This is a genomic window from Intrasporangium mesophilum (genome assembly GCF_054783095.1).
In genome coordinates, this window is record NZ_BAAGRF010000029.1 from 65,802 (window position 1) to 86,126 (window position 20,325).

At 70.4% G+C, this 20,325-nt stretch carries 15 protein-coding genes; 3 read left to right on the forward strand and 12 right to left on the reverse strand.

Annotated features, from left to right (window positions below; genetic code table 11):
- Positions 1-7 precede the first annotated feature (7 nt).
- The 9 genes from ftsW to mraZ form a co-directional block, all read right to left on the reverse strand.
- Positions 8-1,285 carry a putative lipid II flippase FtsW gene (gene ftsW / locus ACYVLP_RS20260; protein WP_460629122.1) on the reverse strand — a complete coding sequence of 426 codons (1,278 nt, stop codon included), beginning with the start codon at positions 1,283-1,285 and terminating at the stop codon, positions 8-10.
- Positions 1,282-2,772, reverse strand: coding sequence for a UDP-N-acetylmuramoyl-L-alanine--D-glutamate ligase (murD, locus tag ACYVLP_RS20265; protein WP_460629123.1), 1,491 nt, complete (start codon positions 2,770-2,772; stop codon positions 1,282-1,284). The genes ftsW and murD overlap by 4 nt, the downstream gene beginning before the upstream one ends.
- Positions 2,769-3,854 (reverse strand): phospho-N-acetylmuramoyl-pentapeptide-transferase, encoded by a 1,086-nt coding sequence (gene mraY, locus ACYVLP_RS20270; RefSeq protein ID WP_452268774.1) that lies wholly within the window; start codon positions 3,852-3,854, stop codon positions 2,769-2,771. Before mraY ends, murD begins: the two co-directional genes overlap by 4 nt.
- Positions 3,851-5,347 (reverse strand): UDP-N-acetylmuramoyl-tripeptide--D-alanyl-D-alanine ligase, encoded by a 1,497-nt coding sequence (locus ACYVLP_RS20275; protein WP_460629124.1) that lies wholly within the window; start codon positions 5,345-5,347, stop codon positions 3,851-3,853. Before ACYVLP_RS20275 ends, mraY begins: the two co-directional genes overlap by 4 nt.
- On the reverse strand, positions 5,344-7,044 hold the full coding sequence (locus ACYVLP_RS20280; protein WP_460629125.1) for a UDP-N-acetylmuramoyl-L-alanyl-D-glutamate--2,6-diaminopimelate ligase: 1,701 nt from the start codon (positions 7,042-7,044) through the stop codon (positions 5,344-5,346). The genes ACYVLP_RS20275 and ACYVLP_RS20280 overlap by 4 nt, the downstream gene beginning before the upstream one ends.
- 11 nt (positions 7,045-7,055) lie before the next feature.
- Positions 7,056-8,888: a peptidoglycan D,D-transpeptidase FtsI family protein gene (locus ACYVLP_RS20285; RefSeq protein ID WP_460629126.1), complete on the reverse strand. Its 1,833-nt coding sequence runs from the start codon at positions 8,886-8,888 to the stop codon at positions 7,056-7,058.
- Between the two features lie 682 nt (positions 8,889-9,570).
- On the reverse strand, positions 9,571-10,308 hold the full coding sequence (locus ACYVLP_RS20290; protein WP_460629127.1) for a hypothetical protein: 738 nt from the start codon (positions 10,306-10,308) through the stop codon (positions 9,571-9,573).
- Positions 10,305-11,312, reverse strand: a complete 1,008-nt coding sequence (gene rsmH, locus ACYVLP_RS20295) for a 16S rRNA (cytosine(1402)-N(4))-methyltransferase RsmH (RefSeq protein WP_460629128.1) — start codon at positions 11,310-11,312, stop codon at positions 10,305-10,307. Before rsmH ends, ACYVLP_RS20290 begins: the two co-directional genes overlap by 4 nt.
- A gap of 323 nt (positions 11,313-11,635) precedes the next feature.
- A complete protein-coding gene (gene mraZ / locus ACYVLP_RS20300; RefSeq protein WP_452268780.1) occupies positions 11,636-12,067 on the reverse strand; it encodes a division/cell wall cluster transcriptional repressor MraZ in 432 nt (143 codons plus the stop codon).
- A gap of 515 nt (positions 12,068-12,582) precedes the next feature.
- Here mraZ and ACYVLP_RS20305 point away from each other — a divergent pair.
- The 3 genes from ACYVLP_RS20305 to ACYVLP_RS20315 are packed head-to-tail and all read left to right on the forward strand — an operon-like array spanning position 12,583 to position 17,142.
- Entirely contained in the window at positions 12,583-13,581 is a 999-nt protein-coding gene (locus ACYVLP_RS20305) for an AAA family ATPase (protein WP_460629129.1), read from the forward strand.
- Positions 13,582-13,594: 13 nt separating this feature from the next.
- Positions 13,595-14,839, forward strand: coding sequence for a DUF58 domain-containing protein (locus ACYVLP_RS20310; protein WP_460629130.1), 1,245 nt, complete (start codon positions 13,595-13,597; stop codon positions 14,837-14,839).
- Positions 14,836-17,142, forward strand: coding sequence for a transglutaminase family protein (locus ACYVLP_RS20315; protein ID WP_460629131.1), 2,307 nt, complete (start codon positions 14,836-14,838; stop codon positions 17,140-17,142). Before ACYVLP_RS20310 ends, ACYVLP_RS20315 begins: the two co-directional genes overlap by 4 nt.
- Positions 17,143-17,195: 53 nt before the next feature.
- Here the strand turns inward: ACYVLP_RS20315 and ACYVLP_RS20320 are convergent, their stop codons facing one another.
- The 3 genes from ACYVLP_RS20320 to ACYVLP_RS20330 all read right to left on the reverse strand — a co-directional run bounded on the left by ACYVLP_RS20320 (position 17,196) and on the right by ACYVLP_RS20330 (position 20,185).
- Positions 17,196-17,513 carry a hypothetical protein gene (locus tag ACYVLP_RS20320; RefSeq protein WP_460629132.1) on the reverse strand — a complete coding sequence of 106 codons (318 nt, stop codon included), beginning with the start codon at positions 17,511-17,513 and terminating at the stop codon, positions 17,196-17,198.
- A 186-nt stretch (positions 17,514-17,699) separates the two neighbouring features.
- On the reverse strand, positions 17,700-19,454 hold the full coding sequence (locus ACYVLP_RS20325; RefSeq protein ID WP_460629133.1) for an RNA polymerase sigma factor: 1,755 nt from the start codon (positions 19,452-19,454) through the stop codon (positions 17,700-17,702).
- Between the two features lie 332 nt (positions 19,455-19,786).
- Positions 19,787-20,185, reverse strand: a complete 399-nt coding sequence (locus ACYVLP_RS20330; protein WP_460629134.1) for a universal stress protein — start codon at positions 20,183-20,185, stop codon at positions 19,787-19,789.
- Between the last annotated feature and the right edge of the window lie 140 nt (positions 20,186-20,325).

Below are 20,325 nucleotides of genomic sequence, written 5' to 3' on the forward strand. Positions count from 1 at the left end.
CGGAGGATCACCGACTTCTGCGACGGGTGGCGCCCGATCGGACGCGGGACGGGAGGACCGCGAGCGAGCGGCGGATCATGCCTGGGCGTGCGTCGAGCAGCGCCCGGCAGCCGGGCTCGTTGCGGGCGAAGGACAACAGGATGCCAAGCGCGATCAGGGTTGTCACCAGGGAGGAGCCGCCCGCGGACACGAGTGGCAAGGGCACGCCGATCACCGGGAGGAGGCCGATCACCGCGCCGATGTTGACGATCGCCTGCCCGAGCAGCCAGGCCATGATGCCGGCCGCGGCGATGCGCACGAAGCGGTCCTGGGTGCGGCTCACGAGGCGGAAGCACGCCCAGGCGAGGATCCCGAACAGCGCGAGGATGACGAGCGTGCCGGGCAGCCCCAGCTCCTCGCCGATGATCGCGAAGATGAAGTCGTTGTGGGCCTCGGACAGCCACGCCCACTTCTCCTTCGACGCGCCGAGGCCGACGCCCCACCATCCGCCGTCGGCGAGGGCGTACATGCCGTGCACCGACTGGCCGCACCACCCGTCCGGGTCGGCCTGGCAGGCCGGGTTGAAGAAGTTCGAGATGCGGCTCGTGCGGTTCGAGCTGCTCGTGACGAGGAAGGCGACGCCTGCGACCGCCAGGACCCCGCCCAGCGCGAAGACGCGTTTGGGGGCGCCTGCGACGAGCAGGACCGCTCCGACGATGACGAGGATGACGATCGCTGTGCCGAGGTCATGACCGGCGAGGATGAGCCCGATGATGACCGCGACGACGGGCACGAGGTAGGGCAGCACCACGTGCAGCGTGCTCGCGATGCGCGAGGCCTTGTTCGCGAAGATCAGGGCGCCCGCGAGGATGACGCCGATCTTGGCCAGCTCGGACGGCTGGAACTGCAGCGGCCCCACGACGAGCCAGTTCTGGTTGCCGCCGACCGCCTTGCCGAACGGGATGACGGCGGCGAGCAGCAGAGCGGACACGACCACGACCGGGATGGCCAGCCGCTTCCACCAGGCGAGGGACATGCGCGCCGCGATGGCCGCGGCCACAGCACCCACGACGGCGAAGCCCAGCTGGCGCACGAAGATGGTGTAGGAGGCCTCGTCGGACAGCAGCGCCTCGACGCTCGAGGCCGAGAACACCATGATCAGGCCGATGACCACGAGCGTGGTCGTCGTGCCGAGAATGAGGTAGTAGGTCGTCAGCGGCGACTCGAGCTTGCCGATGACCGGCAGCGACCGTGAGCCCGAGGAGACCTTCGTCGAGGACTTGTCGCCGGCCGTCGTCGCGCTCACGCCTCGCCCCCGGCTGCCGCTGCGAACCGCCGAACCGCCTCCTCGAAAGCGTCGCCGCGCGCACCGTAGTTGGCGAACATGTCCATCGACGCCGCGGCGGGCGCCAGCAGCACGACGTCCCCGCGGTGGGCAAGTCGCGCTGCCTCCCTCACGACGCGGTCCATGACCCCAGTGTCGGTCTCTGACACGTCGACGACGGGGACATCCGGGGCGTGTCGTGTCAGGGCCTGCGCGATCTGGTCACGGTCGGCGCCGAGCAGGACCACGCCGCGCAGGCGGGAACGCATCTCCTCGACGAGGCTGTCGACGTCGGCGCCCTTGAGCAGTCCGCCGGCGACCCACACGACGGAGTCGAAGGACCGGATCGACGCGGCCGCCGCGTGCGGGTTCGTCGCCTTGGAGTCGTTGACGAAACGGATGCCACGCACGGTCGCCACCTCGGCCACGCGGTGCGGGTCGGGGCGGAAGGCGCGCAGGCCGTCACGCACAGCGATCGGCCCGACCCCGTAGGCCCGGGAGAGGGCGGCCGCGGCCAGCGCGTTCGCGATGTAGTGGGGTGGTGGAGGCGGCCCGTCGCCCTGGAGGTCGGCGATGGTGCACAGCTCGGCCGCCGAGCGCTGGCGCTGCTCGACGAAGGCACGGTCGGCGAGCACGTCCTCGACGATGCCGACCATCGAGGGCGCGGGGATGCCGGTCGTGAACCCGACCGCGCGGCAGCCCTCGATGACGTCCGCCTCCATGACGAGCTGCTCGGTCTGGATGTCGGCGACGTTGTAGATGCAGGCCAGGTGGGTGTTCTCGTAGACCTTGCCCTTGGCGCGGAGGTACTCGGCATAGCTGCCGTGCCAGTCGAGGTGGTCGGGCGCGACGTTGAGCACCGCGGACGCCACGGCGGAGACGGACCGCTGCCAGTGCAATTGGAAGCTCGACAGCTCGACGGCGAGCACGTCGTAGGGCTCGGGGTGCAGCACCGCCTCGAGCAGGGGCGTGCCGATGTTGCCGGCCGACGTGGCGCGGAGTCCGGCGGCCTGCAGGATCGACGCGAGCATTCCGACCGTCGTCGTCTTGCCGTTCGTGCCGGTCACGGTGAGCCAGGGGGCCGCGCCGTCCTGCGCGCGCATCCGCCAGGCGAGCTCGACCTCGCCCCACACAGGTATGCCGTCGGTCGCGGCCGCGAGCATGAGCGGGTCATGCGGCGGGACCCCGGGCGACGTGACGACGAGCTCGGTGCCTTCCGGCGCGCGGTGCAGGTGCTCCTGTCCGAGGCGGACGTCGACGCCGAGGATCTCGAGGATCGTGGCGCGCTCGACGATCGCATCGGTGGCATCACGCGAGACGGCGGTGACCTGGGCGCCTCGCTCGGCGAGCGCGTCGGCGGCGGCGAAACCGGAGACGCCGAGCCCGACGACGAGGACGTTGATGCCCGACCAGTCGGCGTCCCGGTGGGTCAGGCCGGGCCTGGGCTCGTAGGCCGGGTCGAAGGTCACTGAGACCCCACCACCCACTCGGCGTAGAAGACACCGAGACCGAACGCGACGAAGAGGCCCGCGATGATCCAGAAGCGGACCACGACGGTGACCTCGTTCCACCCGACCATCTCGAAATGATGATGCAACGGGGCCATCCGTAGCACCCGTTTACCAGTCGTCTTGTACGAAGCCACCTGGGCCACGACCGAGAGCGTCTCGAGGACGAACATGCCGCCGAGGATGATGAGCAGGAGCTCGGTGTGGGTCGTGATGGCCAGGCCCGCGAGCGCGCCGCCGAGGGCCAGGGACCCCGTGTCGCCCATGAAGATCTTGGCGGGGGTGGCGTTCCACCAGAGGAACCCGAAGCAGGCTCCCATGCCGGCCGCGGCGACGAGGGCGAGATCGTGCGAGTCTCGGACCTCGTAACACTTGATGCCGGGGTTGGTCTGGCAGTTCTGGTTGAAGGTCCAGATGCTGATGAGGACGTAGGCACCGAAGACCATGGTCGAGACGCCGGTCGCCAGGCCGTCGAGACCGTCGGTGAGGTTCACGCCGTTGGACGCGCCCGCGATCATCACGTTCGCGAAGATGACGAAGAGGATCACGCCGACGACGCTGCTTCCGCCCAGCGCGAGGCTGATGTTGGTGTCTCGGACGAACGACACGAGCAGCGATGCCGGCGTGCGGTACTGGTCGTTGGGAAACAGCAGGACCAGGACGGCGAAGATGATGCCGACGAGCGCCTGGCCGGCCAGCTTCTGCTTCGAGCGCAGGCCGAGGCTGCGCTGCTTGCTGATCTTGATGAAGTCGTCGAGGAAGCCGACGAAGCCGAGCCCGGCCATGAGGAACAGCACGAGCAGGCCGCTCGCGGTGGGCGGGTTGAGAGTGAACAGGTGTGCGAGGGCGTAGGCCCCGAGGGTCGCAGCGATGATGACGGTGCCGCCCATCGTCGGCGTGCCGCGCTTGGTGTGGTGTGAGGTCGGGCCGTCGTCGCGGATGAACTGGCCGTAGCCGCGCTTGACGAGGAACTTGATGAACAGGGGTGTGCCGAACAGCGAGATGAGCAGCGAGATCGAGGCTGCGAAGAGCACACCCTTCACTGCTCGACCACCCTTCCTGCTCCCGCCGTCGCTCGTGTCTGTGTCGCGTCTGCGCCAGTCTGCCCTGAACCGGTCCCGGCTTGAGTCGCGGCCCCGCCCGGTGCCGTGGTCGGGCTGCTGGCGCCAGACGGTATGCCGGCGAGCCGGTCCCCGAGCCACCGTAGCCCGCTGTCCCGGCTGGACTTGAACAGCACGATGTCACCGGGGCGAAGCCGAGCCTCGAGCAGGTCGTGGGCGGCCTCGCTGTCCTCGACCCACTCGGCCCCGGGGGCCGCATCGGAGATCGGCCGGGCACCCGCACCGACGGCCACGATGTGGTCCAGCCGCAGCCGGGCGGCATACGCCCCGACGGCGGCGTGCTCCGCGTCGCTGTCGGGTCCCAGCTCGAGCATCCCGCCGAGCACCGCCCATCGCTCCCCGGTCGCCGCCATGGCGGCGACGGCGTCGAGGGCCGCCCGCATCGAGTCCGGGTTGGCGTTGTAGGCGTCGTTGACCACGACGACGCCGTCCGGCCGGTCGGTGATCTCCATCCGCCATCGGCTCGCGGGCTCTGCCGACGAGAGCCCGGCGGCGACCTGGTCGAGCGAGAGGCCGAGCTCGAGGGCCGCAGCGGCGACCGCCAGCGAGTTCCCGACGTGGTGGGCGCCGCTGTAGCGCAACGAGATCCGGGCCTCGCCCGCGGGGCTGAGGAGGGTGTATGCCGCTCTCCCGCGCTCATCCAGGCTCACGTCGCTCGCCCGGAGGTCGGCCTCGGCGGAGAGGCCGACGAGCTGCACCCGGCACCCGAGACCGTCGGCCATCGCGGCCACGAGCGGGTCGTCGGCGTTGAGGATCGCAAGACCCTCGGCGGGCACAGCCTGGGGCAGCTCGGCCTTGGCGATGGCGATGTTCTCGCGCGAGCCGAACTCACCGACGTGGGCCGTCCCGACGTTGAGGACGATCCCGACCTGAGGCGGCGCGATCTGCGTGAGGTAGGCGATGTGGCCCACACCGCGGGCACCCATCTCGGCGACGAGGAAGCGCGTGGTCGGGGTGACCCGGCAGACGGTCAGCGGGACGCCGATCTCGCCGTTGAGGGAGTTGACCGGCGCCACGGTCTCCGCCACCGAGGACAGGACCGACGCGAGAAGGTCCTTCGTCGTCGTCTTCCCCGACGACCCGGTGATGCCGACGATCCGCAGCTCTGCCGCACGGTCGACGACACCGCGAGCGACCCGTCCGAAAGCGGTCTGCACGTCGTCGACGACGACGCACGGCGCCTCGTCGACCGCGTGTGACGTCAGCGCCGCGACGGCACCGTTGGCCACCGCCGAGGCGACGTAGTCATGCCCGTCGGCATGCTCTCCGACGCGGGCGACATAGAGACTGCCCGGAACGCAGTCGCGGGAGTCCGTCGTCACGGTACCGTCCACGAGGACAGCGTCACCTGCGTCGGCACCGCGCAGGACTCCGTCTGTGAGATCGCGGATCTCGTTGAGAGACAAGGGGATCATCGCGCCACCCCTGACGTGGTGGCGGCGGCGAGTGCGGCGCGCAGCGCGTCGCGGTCGTCGAACGGGTGCTTCACTCCGTTGATCTCCTGACCCTTCTCGTGACCCTTGCCGAGCACCACCACGGTGTCGACGAGGCGGACATCCCCTGCTTGGACACGGCCGGACGGCCGAATGACGTCGACCTGGCCGACCGCATCGGCCTGACCAGGCGCCCAGACCGTGGCGAGCGCGACGGCCTCGGCGATGGCAGCGGTGCGGGACCCGCCGTCGATGATCTCGGTTGCCGTAGCGTCGCACGCCCGGACGGCCTCGCGGGCGCCGGCGATGACGGCGGCGCGGATCTCGGCAGGGTCCTCGCTCCGCGGGTTGTCATCGGTGACCACGACGATGTCGGCGCGGCGAGCCGCCGCCGCGCCCATGGCCGGCCTCTTGCCGCGGTCGCGGTCGCCGCCGGCCCCGAGCACGGCGATCAGCCGGCCGGAGGTGGAGGGCCGTAGCGCGTCGAGCGCGGCGTCGACCGCGTCGGGCGTGTGGGCGAAGTCGACGACGCACCGCGGTTCGCCCGCCGTGCCGGCCGAGACGACCTCCATCCGACCTGGCACGTCGGGCGCGACCGCCATCGCCGCCTCGACCGCGGCGTCGGGGATGCCGCAGAGCACGAGTGCGAGCGCGGCGAGGGCCGTGTTGGCGACGTTGAAGTGCCCGGGCAGGTGCGAGACGAGCGCGATCTGACGTCCGGACCCGCCATGGCGGAGCGTGAAGGCACCGGCCTCGCCCTCGTCGACGACCCAGTCGGCGGTCGCTCGCACGGTGGGGTCTCCCGAGGTCGCGAGGGTGGTCGTCGGCACGGTCGCCTCTGCGGCGAGGCGCCGTCCCCAGTGGTCGTCGACGCAGACAACGGCAGCCCGCGACCGTTCCTGGGCGAACAGCGACGCCTTCGCGGTGTAGTAGTCCTCCATCGAGGGGTGGAAGTCCAGGTGGTCCTGCGACAGGTTGGTGAACAGGGCCACGTCGTAGACGACGCCGTCGACACGGTGCAGGCGCAGGGCGTGGCTCGACACCTCCATGACGCACGCGTCGATGCCGCGCTCACGCATCAGCCCGAGCAGCGCGTGCAGGTCGGTCGTCTCCGGGGTGGTGCGCACCGACTCGACCCGCTCGTCGCCGATCCGCGTCTCGACGGTGCCGATGAGGCCGGTGCGCTGCCCGTGGGCGCGCAGCCCCGACTCCACCAGGTATGCCGTCGTCGTCTTGCCGTTCGTGCCGGTGATACCGATCATCGTCAGGTCGCGCGAGGGCTGACCGTAGACCTCGGCCGCGACGACGCCCAGCACGCTGCGCGGGTCGTCGGTGACGAGGGTCGGGACGGCCGGCTCGCCGACGAGCGCCAGGCCCTCCGGGTCCGTGAGGACCGCGACCGCCCCGAGGGCCACGGCGTCGGCGACGAAGCGCGCGCCGTGCACGTTGAACCCCGGCAGGGCGGCATACAGGTCACCGGGGCAGACCGTGCGGCTGTCGAGGCTGACGCCGGTCACGCGCACGTCGGCGCCTGCGAAACCGCTCCCGGAGCGGCCCTCGGGCCCCCCGGGCAGGACGGTGCGGACATTGGCAGCGGCGCCCGGCTCGCCCTCGATCCGAGACGTCACGTCGCGAAGGAGCACGCCCGACGTGGCGGGTCGAATGGGGGAAGGTGACACGTCATCCCAACTTACAGGCCGTCCCGCTTGGCCCGGTCATTGCTGATGACGCTGGGGTCGCTGGGCGACAGCGGCTTGGTGGCCCACACATGGTAGTCGAGGGTCGACTTCGGGCTCGGCGGCGCTCCCGTGCGCTCCAGCAGGTAGGTCATCACCTGGTTGAAGACAGGCCCGGCGAGCATGCCGCCGAACATGCCGGCGCTCGGCTTCTGGATGAAGACCGCGACGACGTACTTGGGGTTCTCGGCCGGGGCGAAGCCGATGAACGAGGCGGTGAAGCCGTTGTACCGGCCGAGCTTCTCGTCGTAGCGGTCAGCGGTTCCGGTCTTGCCGGCGACGCGGTACCCCTTGATCCGAGCGGCGCTGGCGGTGCCGTTCTCGCCGGTGACCTCCTCCATCATCCGCGACAGCTTCACGGCGGTGTCCTGCGTGACGACGCGGTAGGGCGTGGTCGGCGTGGAGGGGACGAAGGTCCCTGCGTCGTTGTAGGTGCCCTCGACGAGCGACGGGGGCACTCGAACTCCGCGGTTGGCGATCGTCTGGAACACGCTCGCCTGCTGGATGGCGGTGACTGCGTAGCCCTGCCCGAACAGCACCGTGTAGCGCCGGGTGGAGACCCAGTCCTTGGCCTTGGCCAGCAGTCCGGCGGACTCCCCTGGGAACCCGACAGGCGTCTTCGAGCCCACCCCGAACTTTCGGTAGTACGACTCCATGATCGCCGGCGGGACGCGCTCGCCGATCATCATCGTGCCCATGTTCGACGACTTCGCGAGCACTCCGGTGGCGGTCATGTACTCGGTGCCGTGCGGCTCGTTGTCCTTGAACCGGGTGCCGGCCCGCGGTAGCCGGGACGGCACGATCACCCCGGTGTCAGGCGTGATCACCTTCTGCTCCAGGGCGGCCGCCATCGTCATGAGCTTGCCGGTCGAGCCCGGCTCGAAGGCGTCGTTGAACGCATAGTTGTTGAGGTTCTGCGGCTTGGCGTCGGCGAGGTCGTTCGGGTCGAACGTGGGGTAGCTCGCGGCGGCGCGGATCTTGCCCGTCGCCACCTCGATCACGACCGCGGTGCCGGACTCGGCGCCGACCGCGGTGACCTGCTTGGCGAGGGCGTTCTGCGCGTACCACTGAAGGTCGGCGTCGATGGTCAGCTTGACGTCGTGGCCGTTGACCACAGGCGTGTCCACGCGCTGCGACCCCGGGATGATGTAGCCGTCCCGCGCTCGCTCGGCGATCGTCTTGCCGGGGGTGCCGGCGAGCGTCTTGTCGAGCATCTGCTCGACCCCGGCCGCCCCGCTCTGGTCGGCCGGGCGCACGAAGCCGACGAGCTGGCCGAGGGCCATCGAGGTCGGGTAGACGCGCTGTGCCGTGCGCTCGCCGGTGATCCCGGGAATGCCGAGCGCGCGGATCTCTCGATAGATCGCGGGGTTGACGTCCTTCTTCACCACGACATACCGGGTGTTCGGGCGGGTGAACAGGGTGGTCAGCTGGGTGGCGCTCATGTCGAGAAGCGGGGCGAGGTCGGCAGCGGCCCGCGTGATGCCGACCTTCTGACGGGAGCCGCCGACGTCGACGGTGTACCCCGGGATGATCTTCGGGTCGGCGGCGATCGTGAACCGCTCGACGGAGTCGGCCAGCACCTGCCCGTTCGTGTCGAGGATCTGGCCGCGCATCGCCGGTGTGATCTGCTCGAAGGACCGCTTGTTGAGCGCCGCCGCCTGGGTCGCCGAGGCGTCGAACGCCTGGATCCGGAGCAGCTGCCCGGCGAAGATGGTGAAGACGAACAGGATCGCGACGAACAGGATCCGGGCCCGACGCCGCGGGTTCGCCTTCGAGAGCCGCAGCACCCGCCTGCGTCGCGGCGGCCTCGGCGGGACGGGCCGACTCTTGGGCGCCGGGCCGCGGCCCTGCGGAGCCGGGCCGCGCGTGCCCTGGGCCGCGCGCCCGCTCGTGGCGCGCCCGCTCGTGGTGCGCCCGCTCGCGATGCGTCCAGGCGGGACTCGGTCGTTCGAGGTGCGCCCGCTCGAGGTCCGCCCGTTCGAGGTACGCCCGCTCGCAGGGGCACCCCGTCCGCCTGCGGCCGCGGCGCGTGCGGACGTCGCTGCACGCGCGTTTGAGGCCGCTCCCCGGCCGGACGCAGATCCCTTGCCGGACGCGGGGCTCTTCGCGGACGCGGGTCCACGGCCGCGGCCCGCGTTGCCGGCTCGGGTCGCCGTGGCGTCTCGGCTGGTGGTGCCTCGACTGGTGGTGCCTCGACTGGTGGTGCCTCGACTGGTGGTGTCTCGGCCTGCGGCGCCTCGCCCGGCGGCGCCGGCCTGACCGGATGAAGCCGGGCGACCGGTCGTGCCGGGCCGACCGGGAACCGTGCCACGTCCGGTCGCACCACTGCGGCCGGACGCCCCGGACGGGCCGGTCTTCGGGCCTGTCGATCGCGGCGTCGCGCCCGAGGGGGTCGGCCGCCCTGCGGTGCGTCCCGCGGTCGTGCGTGCGCCCCGGCGGGGGTCGGTGCCTCGCGGCTCGGTCACGGCGTCACCTCGTCGTCGTCGGGGCCGTGCCCGGTCGGGAGGGGGTGGGGGCGGTTGTCGCCGCGGGCGGTGAAGTGGGCTTCGTGGACGGCGTGGCGGTCGCCTGCCCCGTCGCGTGCCCAGTGGCCTGCCCCGTCGGCTGTCCGGTGGCCTGTCCGGTCGGTGTGGCGCCGGGGGTGGGCGGGGCCGTGGGCGTGCCCGTCGCCGTACCAGAAGCGGCCCCCGCGGCCGCAGCCGCGGGCGGGGCCTGCTGGGCCTTGGCCGCCTTCGTGGCCGAGTCGAGCAGCTTCTTGACCTGGGCGGTGACCTTCGATGGCGTCGGGCTGGTCACGATCGGGAACGCGTTGTTCCTCGTGGCCGGCTCCGGCTCTCCGGAGACCGAGCCCGTGCCCAGGTCGATGTACCCCCGCTGGTTCATCCGGACCATCCCGAGCTGGGACGCGCTGAGCGCGAGCGCCCCCGAGGCCGAGGACCGGTCGATCTCCTCCTGCAGGTTGCTCGAGGTGTCGGCGAGGCGCGCCGAGTCCCGCTGGAGGTCGCCGAGGACGAGCGAGCCCTGCGCCAGGGCGGTGTTGAGCAACAGCAGCGCGATGAGCCCGGCGGTGAGCAGGACGATGCAGATCGTGGCGAACGCGCCGTTGCCCGACTGGGCGATCCGCGTCGGGATGACGCGGAGCGGCACGGGGCCCGGCGTGCGCCGTGGGGCGCGCAGCGGTCGTGCCGCAGCGGTCATCTGGCTCATCGGTCGGTTCCCTTCCTGGAGGTGCGGGCTGAATGCGTGGACGTGTCGCGCACCCGCTCGGCCACGCGCAGTCGGGCCGAGGCGGCGCGGGGGTTAGTCGTGACCTCAGCGTCGGAGGGCTCCTCCGCGCCGCGGGTCACGAGCGAGAGGTATGCCGCGTGCTCCGGAAGCTCCACGGGCAGTCCCGGCGGGGTGCTGGAGGTCGCGCCGGCGGTGAACGCGCGCTTGGTCACGCGGTCCTCGAGGGAGTGGTACGACAGCACGGCGATGCGCCCCTGGAGCGCCAGCACGTCGATGGCGGCATCGATAGCGCGACGCCAGACCGCCAGCTCGTCGTTGACCTCGATGCGCAGGGCCTGGAAGGTGCGCTTGGCCGGGTGTCCGCTCTGTCGCTGGGACGCGGCCGGGATCACCCGGCGCAGCAGCTCCACCAGGCGTGCCGAGGTCGTGAACGGCGCCGACTCGCGTTCGCGCACCACGGCATTCGCGATCTTGCGCGCGTACCTCTCCTCGCCGTACTCCCTGAGGATTCGGGTGAGCTCGTCGGCGGTGTACGTGTTGAGCACGTCCGCGGCCGTGAGGCCCGTCGACTGGTCCATGCGCATGTCGAGCGGAGCGTCGACGCGGTACGCGAAGCCGCGGTCGGCCTCGTCGAGCTGGAGCGAGCTGACGCCCAGATCGAACAGGATCCCCTCGACCGACCGCAGGCCCAGGCCGGCCACGACCTCGTCGATGTCGTCGTAGACAGCGTGCACGGGCCGGAAGCGGTCGCCGAAGCGGCTCAGCCGCTCGCCCGCCAGGGTGAGGGCCTCCTGGTCGCGGTCGATGCCCACGACCGTGCACTCCGGGAAGCGCTCGAGGACGCCTTCTGCGTGCCCACCCATCCCGAGCGTGCCATCGACGTGCATCGCTCCCGGACGCTCCAGCGCCGGGGCGAGCAGGTCGAGGATCCGGTCGCGCATGACAGGGACGTGTCGTCCCTGCGCCGGTCCTCGGTCGCTCATCGTGTTGTCCTTCACGCTCGTGATGCTGTGAGTCCTGATGCGCACGTGACGCATGTGACTGGTGTGACTTGGTCGGGGATAGGGGTCTGCCGTGCGGGGTGAAGGTGGAGGGGTTGCCGCCGGTGCTGGACGGTTCGGTCTGGGCTGGTCGGCCGGTCTGGGCGCCGCCTGGTCGTCTGGCACCTGGGGGCTGGTCCCCATCCGCTGCGTCGCCCGCGACGGGGGAAGTCGTCTCGGGAGGGAGCGGCGGCTGGAGGCCGGCACCTAGGTGCGTCGGGTGCTTCGGGTGCGTCGGCTGTCGGTGGCTCGGGGCGGGGTGGCGGTCAGAAGAGGCCCGGGATCACCTCCTCCGCGGTGTCCGCGAAGCTCTGCTCGGTCTGCTCGAGGTAGGTGTTCCAGACCGAGCTGTCCCAGATCTCGAGGCGCGATCCGGCTCCGATGACGGTGACCTCGCGGTCGAGCCCTGCGTACTGACGCAGGTTGGCCGGGATGGTGAACCGCCCCTGCTTGTCGGGGACCTCGTCGGAGGCACCGGAAAGGAAGACACGCATGTAGTCGCGCGCGGCCTTGCTCGTGGTCGGAGCCTGGCGCATCTGCTCGGCAACAGCGACGAACTCGTCCATGGGATAGAGGAAGAGACACCGCTCCTGGCCACGGGTCACGACGAGCCCGCCCGCGAGCCGGTCGCGGTACTTCGCGGGCAGGAACAGCCTGCCCTTCTCGTCGAGCCGGGGCGTGTGCGTCCCGAGAAACATGGTCCGCCACCTCCCCTTGTCGACCCGCGGGCGTCCCCATTCCCTTCCTTGTCGCCCCACGATACTCCACTTTGCTCCACCGTCAACGATATCCGGGCCTCGGCGAGGCCATCTCCGCTGCGTTTGCGCAGGTCAGAGCAGGTGGGGTGAAGTGGAGGGGTTTCGCTCCACCATGGAGCGAACCGGACACACCGGACGGCAACCGGGGCTGTCGCGACCCCGACGTGGACGAGCAACGGGCCTTCCGGCATACGCGGGTGGGGGGTTGTGGAGGCGCCGGACGCCCTGCCGGCCGTCCCAGCTCGCGATCTCACCGAACCGAAACGGTGCGTAGGACGTTGGGGTGGTGGAAAGTGGAACCAGAGCCGTGGGCTGCTGTTGGTCTCCATCCGGTCACGACTGAGTGGTCACTACCGGCACCCGGGGTCCATGGGAGAAGATCACCTGACGGGTCGCGCACCCGCCACGAGCAGGGCTGCGCATTCGACCAGGGGACACGACTAGCGGAGGACAGCGTGACGACGACGGACACCGGGCTCGACACCACGACGGTTGCCGAGGCCGCAGACCTCGCCCTCGTCCACGGCGTGGCAGACCGCCTGATGGAGGCGATGACGAGCGTCATCCAGGGCAAGGCCGACGTGGTGCGAACCACGGTGACGGTGCTCTTCGCGGGGGGCCACCTGCTCATCGAGGACGTGCCGGGAGTCGGCAAGACGATGATGGCCAAGGCGTTGGCCAAGTCGATCGACGCGACGGTGCGGCGCATCCAGTTCACTCCCGACCTGCTGCCGAGCGACGTGACCGGCGTCAGCATCTTCAACCAGGACGCGCGGCGGTTCGAGTTCCGGCCGGGGGCGATCTTCGCCAACGTCGTGGTCGGCGACGAGATCAACCGCGCTTCGCCCAAGACCCAGTCGGCTCTCCTCGAGTCGATGGAGGAGCGGCAGGTCACGGTCGACGGCACGACCTACCCCCTGCAGGCACCCTTCATCGTGATGGCCACGCAGAACCCCATCGAGATGGAGGGCACGTACCCGCTCCCGGAGGCACAGCGCGACCGGTTCATGGCACGGATCTCTATGGGGTACCCCGCGCCGCACGCCGAGCTCGACCTGCTCGAGAGCCATGGGGCCGAGTCGCCGCTGGAGAAGCTGACCGCCGTCACCGACGCCGACACGATCAACCGGGTCGTGCACGCCGTGACAAGGGTCCACGCGAGTCCGGCGGTGCGGCAGTACATCGTCGACCTGGTCAGCCGGTCCAGGTCGACGACTGCTCTCCGCCTCGGGGCTTCGCCCCGGGCGGCGCTGCATCTGCTGCGAGCCGCGCGGGCCCATGCGGCTCTCGACGGGCGCGACCACGTCATCCCCGACGACGTGCAGGTGCTCGCCTCCCCGGTCCTCGCCCACCGGCTCATGCCGTCGAGCGAGACCCAGCTGGCTCGCCGCACCACCGCCGAGGTCGTGGTCGACCTGCTCCGCCAGGTGCCGGTGCCCCCGGCCGCACGCTGACAGGACCGAAGCAATGCGCGCGCTGCGCAGCGTCCTCACGACACGGGGACGCGCGTTCTTCGGCTCCGGGATCGTCCTCGTGCTGGCCGGCATCATCTTCGGGTTCCGCGACCTGACGCGGTTCGGCGTGCTCCTCATCGGGCTGCCGATGGTCTCCGCCGTGCTCGTCCGCACCCGTAAGACGCGGATGCGGATCGAGCGGCACAGCCACCCGGAGCGGATCAGCGTCGGCCAGGACGCCCACGTGACACTCTCCTTCGAGAACGTCTCGACCAACACGACGCCGATCTTCCTGGCCGAGGAACGGCTCGACTACGTCCTCGGTGACCGACCGCGGTTCGTCGTGGGCCGCATCCCGCCAGGCCGGGTGCGGGCCATCGACTACGGCGTCCGGTCGCACGTGCGCGGGCGACACCGTCTCGGTCCGCTCGGTGTCCAGGTGCAGGACCCGTTCGGGCTGGCGAACCGCCATGCCGTCCTCGAAGGCACCACGGACCTCGTCGTCCTGCCCGCTGTGCACCCGCTCTCCTCGAGCCGCCAGCCCAGCTCGGGTGTGGGGTCCGAGGGTGAGCAGGCCCATCTCATCGCGTTGCACGGCGAGGACGACGTGACGATCCGCGAGTACCGCGACGGCGACGACCTGCGGCGGATCCACTGGCCCGCCACGGCCCGCACCGGCGACCTCATGGTCCGCCAGGAGGACCGTCCCGCCCAGCGTCGTGCCATCGTGCTCATCGACCCACGACCCGCCGCCCACGGCGGCACCGGAGTGTCGAGCTCGTTCGAGTGGTCCGTGACTGCCGCGGCATCGGTTGCCGTGCACCTGTGTGAGTCCGGGTATGCCGTCCACCTGGTGTGCGCGGAGACGGTGGACAGCTCGCGCGTCGCCGACACGATGACTGTCGACGAGATCCTGGACGTGCTCGCCGTGACCGAGATGCGTGAGGACACCGGCCAGGACGAGATCCTGCGGGCCGCCCAGTCTCTCGCCTCGACGGGCGGCTTCGTGCTCGCCATCGTCGGGCCGTACGACCGCGACGTCACGTCCCGGGTGGCCAGCCTGCGCCAGCCCGGCACGACCGGCCTCGCGTTCGTCGTCGACTCCCGGTCCTTCGGGACCACCCACGCCGACTACGCCCTCGCCCACGTCGACGCCCTGCGGCTGGCCGGCTGGCGCGCCGTCGCGGTGGAGCGCGACGAGGACATCAGCCACGCGTGGGCCGTGCTCACCGCCGCGACCGTTGGAGGCAGCCGATGACACGCCGCCGCTGGAGGATCACGCTCCTGGCCGCCCTGGCCACGCTGGCGTCGATCTGGCCGATCACGAGCCTGTTCACGGACTCGAGCTGGCTGTCGCAGGCCATTGCCGTGATCGCGCTGGTGGCCATCATCGGCCTCATCATGCGCGGCGCGACCCGCTCCAAGATCCTTGTCGTGGTCGTCCAGGTGCTCGTCGTCGGCTACCTCATCCTCGCCAAGTTCGCCGGAGACACGTTCTTCTTCGTGGTCCCGACCGGCACCACCGCGGAGCTCGCCAACGCCTTCGGGCTGCAGGCCTTGGAGACCATCCAGCGCTACACAGCCCCTGCCCCGCTCAACGAGGGCGTCACCTTCTGTCTCGTCATCGCGGTCGCGCTCGTGGCCATCGCGGTGGACGCGACGGCGGCCACGTGGCGCTCTCCCGCGGCGGCCGGCCTGCCGCTGCTGACGGCATACCTCATCACCGCGGCCAACGGCCAGGAGGCGCTGGCACTGCGCTACTTCATCGTGCCCGTGGCGCTGTGGCTGCTCATGCTGCACACGACTGCGCGGGCATCGTTCGGCCGGTGGGCCACCGCAAGCGCGGCCGAGCACAGCGAGGTCGACGAGGTCGCGCACGACCGCGCTGCCATGCGCTCCTTCTCTGCTGCTGCTTTCAAGCTCGGCGCGGTCGGCGTGCTCATCGCCATGATCGTCCCGGCGGTCGTGCCGCACTTCCCGCCGCGGTACCTTACCGAAGGCCTCGGCCGCACGGCCGGCAGCGGCGGCGAGGGGTCCGTCGGCTTCAACGACACACTCGACCTCGCCCGCAGCCTCACCAACGCCGACCAGACCCCCGTGCTGAGCTACACGACGACAGCGTTCACGCGGCCGCCGTTGCGCGTCCTGGCCACGTCGTACTACTCACGTGGTGCGTGGACGGTGGTGGGGTCAGCAGGTCCCAAGCCCGAAGCCCCGGCGCCCCTACCCCCGCCGTCGAGCCGGCGCGACTACGTCATGTCCGTCACCGACAACACGCTGGCGGCGCCGCACGTCGCGGCACCGTACCCCGTCGTGGCCGTCGCCATGGAGGGCACCGCGTGGTCCATCGACCCGATCACACGCGATGTGCGGGTCGCCCAGCCCGTGAGCAGCTACCGCATCACCTATTCCGATGTCGCCCCCGCCGCACCGCTGCTGCAGCAGGTCGGAGCCCCGGACTCCCCCGACATCACCCCCGACGACCTCTCCATCCCGGACCGCACCCGCGAGTTCATCCAGCAGTGGTCCGACCGGGTCACCGCGGGGAAGACGAACGAGCTCGACAAGGCGATCGCGATCCAGGACCACCTGCGCGACACGTCGATCTACACGTACTCGCTCGACCTCGGCGAGACACTGCGTGACGAGAACGGTCGCCTGCTCGACCCGATCGAGAACTTCGCGAAGACCAAGCGCGGCTACTGTGTCCAGTTCGCGACGGCGATGATCATGATGGCGCGCGCGCAGGGCATCCCCAGCCGGATGGCCATCGGCTTCCTGCCCGGCGTGCGATCCGGTGACAAGTACATCGTCAAGGCCAGCGACGCACACGCGTGGCCCGAGCTGTACTTCCAGGGCTACGGCTGGCTCCGGTTCGAGCCGACCCCCGGCGCCCGCTCCGGCACGCCCCCGCCGTATGCCGTCGCCGGCGCCGGCGCCGGCGCGACCGGCGGTGGGCGGTCCGTCGACGAGACCGCCTCCGGCGGCGCGAACAGCCCGCACGTGACCCGCACGACGAAGGAGAGCGACACCGTCGCCGCCGCGCCCAAGAACATCGTCGAGACGATCGGGTCGGTGTTCAGCGTCCGCAACGTCGTGACCGTGCTCGCGGTGCTCATCGGTCTGCTCGCGGCGTTCATCATGCCGCTCACCGCGTGGTTCATCAGGCTCCGGCGCCGACGCGCGGCAGTGACTCAGCAGGACCTCATCGAGGCCGAGTGGCTCGACCTGACAGCCCACCTGCGCGACCTCGGCCTCAGACCTCCACCGGGATCGACGCTGCGGCAGCTGAGCAACCGGTACGTCCACGACGGCCACCTCGACGAGGCGAACGCCACTGCGATGCAGCGCGTCACAGCGACCCTCGAGAAGGCGCGATACGACCTGCCCGAGCGCACCACACCGCAAGAGGCGATCCGGCTGCACCACGACATCCGGACGATCCGGCGGCAGGTCGGGCGCACCCGTGCGTGGCAGATCCGGCTGCGGTCCTTCCTGTGGCCCGAGGCCGGTGTGACGGTGTGGCGCGACCTGCCGGACCGGTTCCGCCGCAGGGGGTAGGCCATCGAGTGTGGTGGTCGGGCTGCTCGCGTCGGTTCGCGGGTAAGGCCCGGTCAGGCGCGGCTCCAGGTGGCTGACCGGCGCTGACCGAGCAGGTATGCCGCGAGGCCGACCAGCCAGATCGCCGCGGCCGCTGCAGCCTGGGTCGAGACGTCCGGCTCGAGCGGCCAGGCCCACCAGGCGGGTTCGTTCGCACCGTTGACCCCGACCACGGCGACGGCGAGCGCGAAGAGTGCACTGAGGACGGGCCCAAATCCACCGAGCATGGCCGCGCCGAGAAGAGCGAGGCCGTGGTATCCAACGAGCCCGGTCAGCAGCGGCCCGGGTGATGTGTGGCCCATGAGGGCCTGGAACAGGACAGCGGTTGCCACGAGGCCAAGGACGGACCGGGTCATCTCGGGCCGACCGAGATGGTCTGCGACGACTACTCGGCCCGCCGGGCGCGGATGACTCCGCGTCGTCGTCCTGAATGAGGATCGGAGGCCCCAAGACGCGCCGCAGGCCAGGAGCCCATGAAGGGCACCTGGCCTGCGAAGAGTCGAGCGAACTCTTGGGTCTCAGTCGAGGTAGTCGCGCAGCACCTGAGAGCGGCTCGGGTGACGCAGCTTGCTCATCGTCTTGGACTCGATCTGGCGGATCCGCTCACGGGTCACGCCATAAACCTTGCCGATCTCGTCGAGCGTCTTCGGCTGGCCGTCGGTCAGGCCGAACCGCATCGAGACGACACCCGCCTCACGCTCGGACAGCGTGTCGAGCACCGAGTGCAGCTGCTCCTGCAGCAGCGTGAAGCTGACGGCGTCGGCCGGCACGACCGCCTCGGAGTCCTCGATGAGGTCGCCGAACTCGCTGTCGCCGTCCTCGCCGAGCGGCGTGTGCAGGGAGATCGGCTCGCGGCCGTACTTCTGCACCTCGATGACCTTCTCCGGCGTCATGTCGAGCTCCTTCGCGAGCTCCTCCGGAGTGGGCTCCCGACCGAGGTCCTGAAGCATCTGCCGCTGGACCCGGGCCAGCTTGTTGATGACCTCGACCATGTGGACCGGGATGCGGATCGTACGCGCCTGGTCGGCCATCGCGCGCGTGATCGCCTGCCGGATCCACCACGTCGCGTAGGTCGAGAACTTGTAGCCCTTGGTGTAGTCGAACTTCTCGACCGCGCGGATCAGGCCCAGGTTGCCCTCCTGGATGAGGTCGAGGAAGAGCATGCCGCGGCCGGTGTAGCGCTTCGCGAGCGACACGACGAGGCGCAGGTTGGCCTCGAGCAGGTGGTTCTTCGCCTTCTTGCCGTCCTGGGCGATCCACCACAGCTCGCGCTTGAGCTTCATGTCGAACTTCTCGCCGGAGTTGAGCTTCTCCTCCGCGAACAGCCCGGCCTCGATGCGCTTCGCGAGCTCGACCTCCTGCTCGGCGTTGAGCAGCGCCACCTTGCCGATCTGCTTGAGGTAGTCCTTGACCGGGTCGGCGGTCGCGCCAGCGGTGACGACCTGCTGGGCGGGAGCGTCGTCCTCGTCGTCGTCGCGGATGACGAAGCCCGACTCCTCGGACTCCTCCGCCGCGGGAGCGCTCGCTGCAGGCCGGTCCTCGTCGTCGCCTTCCTCGCGGTCCTCTGCCTCCGCCTCGGGCTCCTCCGCCTCTACCGCCTCGTCGGTGACCTCGACGTCCTCGAGCTCACCGTCCGGCGCGTCGTCAGGCTCGGCCTCGCCGGCCTCGACCTCGTCCTCGGCGTCGCCCGTCGCGTCAACCGCATCGGTGGTCTTGGCGGCGGCCTTGGTCGCCGCCTTCTTCGCCGCGGTCTTCCTGACCGCGGGCTTGGCGGCCGCCTTGGCGACGCCGGCGTTCGTCGCGGCCCTCTTGGCGGCAGGCGTTGCCTTCGCTGCCGACTTGGTCGCAGTCTTGCTGACCTCGGCCTCGTCAGCCGCGGCCGCGCTCTTGGTCGCAGGAGCGGCCGTCGCCTTCGCCGTGGTCTTCTTGGCGGCGGCCTTCGTGGGTGCGGTCGTCCGGCTGGTCGCGGTCTTCGTAGCCGCGGCCGTGGTGCTGCGTGCGGTGGCCACTGTGCCTCCCTTGGTCCCAGTGCGGGTCTTCTTCGTGCTGGAGTGCGGCGCGTCGACGACGATCTCGATGTCGTGTGCCTCGAGCGTCGTCAGTACCGGCTTCATCTGCTTCAGGTCGAGGTCGGCCTCGGCCTGGGCGCGCGCGATCTCCGTGCCGGTGATGGTCCCGTTGCTGGTCCCCTTGACCAGGAGCTGCATGATCGCCTCGTGCTGGAACACCTTCGGCAGGGTCTTGGGAGCTCCAGCGGTTGTTGCTTTCGGCACGGATGCAGTCGCCTTTCGTCGCGGGTCTCGTCAGATGATCGCTCCGACTCCGGGCATGCATCATCACAACGAACGAGAATGGGGGTTCGTGCCGGGGGAGCTTGGCCAGTCGGAGTCGATCCCTGAGTCGATCTCTCGGTCGCGCCTCGTGCATTCCGGTACTCCGACATTATAAAGCGCTGTTCGGCATCCGGGCGAACGCACGACGCATCCGCGCGCCCACACATGGCGACGATCGACCGCAACACCGGCTGGACGACGGTTCTCGACCACCCGATCCCAGGGCGCCCTCCCGCGATCTTGGCCCTGGGTCGGCCTCGTCGTGAAAGGGCTCAGAGGGCCTTGACGGCCAGGACGGGACAGCTCGCGTCGAGCAGGATGCGCTGGGCGTTGGAGCCGAGGATCAGCTTGCCGACCGGGCTACGGCGGCGCAGGCCGATGACGATGAAATCGGCGTTCTCCTCCTCAGCGACGCTGATGAGGTCCTCGGCGGGGTCGTTGCCGCGCACGAGCTGGCGCACCTCGTGCTGCAGCCCCTGCTCCTCGAGCATCGCCTGAACGCGTGAGAGCTCGCCCTCGAACATGCTGGCCTCGTCGGCGTCGAAGTCCTTGCCGCCCCGGTGGGAGCTGATGACGACAAGCTTCGTACCTCGAAGGACGCACTCCTCGGCCGCTCGCTTGAGCGCCGCGCGACCTTCCTTGGTTGCGACATAACCAACGACGATGGCCACTTCCCCGGACCTCCTTGGGACGGAAACAACCAGTGCTCGAACCGTACCCGAAATCGGGGTCCGCGGCGCGCGGCGCGGCGGTGCTCGCAGAGTGACTGTGACCAGCCCGCGAGCGACCGCGGAGCCGGCCGCTCCGGCGG